We start from the raw sequence: 1,129 nt of genomic DNA on the forward strand, positions 1-1,129 counted from the left end.
GAGCAACCGTGTTCGGCGTCAAGCAATTTGCGTATGGAAGTGCGCTTTATCCCGGATCATGGCATTCAGAATCACCAGCAGCTTGCGCATGCAGGCCACGATGGCAACCTTGCTCTTCTTGCCAGCGGCCTTCAGGCGTAGGTACTGCGCCAAGATCGGCGGATTCTTGCTGCGAATGGCACAGAGCGTAGCCATGTACAGCACCCGACGAACTTCACTGCGCCCACCCCAAATGCGACGGTAGCCCCGCATTGTACCGCTGTCGCAGTTGTAGGGCGCGACGCCGACCAGGGCGGCGATGCGTTTGCGATCCAGCTGGCCTAATTCGGGCAATAGAGCCAGGAGGGTCAGGCTCGCGACCGGGCCCACACCCCGTACCTCGCACAGCAGGTCGTACTTGGCTTGCCAGACTGGTGAGTTCTCTACCGCTTGGTGCAGGCCAGCATCACTGGCCCGCAGCTGCCGCTCGAGCCATTCGATATGCTGCTTCAGCTCGCGACGTACCGCTTTGCTCAGCGCCTGCTGCAACCGGAGCCGTTCGGCAACCAGCATGTCGACCAGTTGGCGACGCCGGGCCAACAGCTCCGCCAGTTCCTGTACCGCTTGTGCAGGAATCTCGCGTAATGCTGGTTTGACCGCCGCACCAAAAGCGGCCAATACCCGGGCATCCAGCGTATCGGTCTTGGCAAGCTGACCCGTGGCCTTGGCGAAATCGCGAACCTGACGCGGATTGACCACCACGACGGGCAAACCGGCCGCCGCCAACTCGGCCACCAGGCGGCGCTCCAGCCCACCGGTTGCCTCCAGCACGATCAGCTCAGGCTGAGCCGCCTGTAGCGTCTGCAGCAAACAGCGGACTTCCTCTGGCTGGTACGCATACTGCTCGATACGCTCGACTTGGCTGATGAAGACATCCAGCTTGGCCTTGGCCACGTCGATACCGACAATCACGGGATCCCCATGCATGACATCCTCCTGTTATCCAACCTTGCGAAACGGGCTTCAAACCCAGGCAACCGTTCGGACTAGTGGGGAGAAAAACCTGCTTCGACCCAAGCTCTCTCACGGTCTCGTAACCAGAGGGAAGTACGGCCTGAAGCAGGCTAAGTTAAGACTTACAAGGGAAGTC

Annotated in this window: 1 protein-coding gene; it reads right to left on the bottom strand. The window is 60.5% G+C overall.

What is annotated here, in order from left to right:
- Positions 1-18 precede the first annotated feature (18 nt).
- Positions 19-966 carry an IS110 family transposase gene (locus tag CXK94_RS22180; RefSeq protein WP_037045432.1) on the bottom strand — a complete coding sequence of 316 codons (948 nt, stop codon included), beginning with the start codon at positions 964-966 and terminating at the stop codon, positions 19-21.
- Between the last annotated feature and the right edge of the window lie 163 nt (positions 967-1,129).

It is taken from the genome of Stutzerimonas stutzeri (genome assembly GCF_002890915.1).
Taxonomy (GTDB): domain Bacteria; phylum Pseudomonadota; class Gammaproteobacteria; order Pseudomonadales; family Pseudomonadaceae; genus Stutzerimonas; species Stutzerimonas stutzeri_AF.

Excerpts from the sequence above, each read along its gene's own strand:
- CXK94_RS22180 (WP_037045432.1), bottom strand. The coding sequence starts at position 966 with ATGCATGGGGATCCCGTGATTGTCGGTATCGACGTGGCCAAGGCCAAG.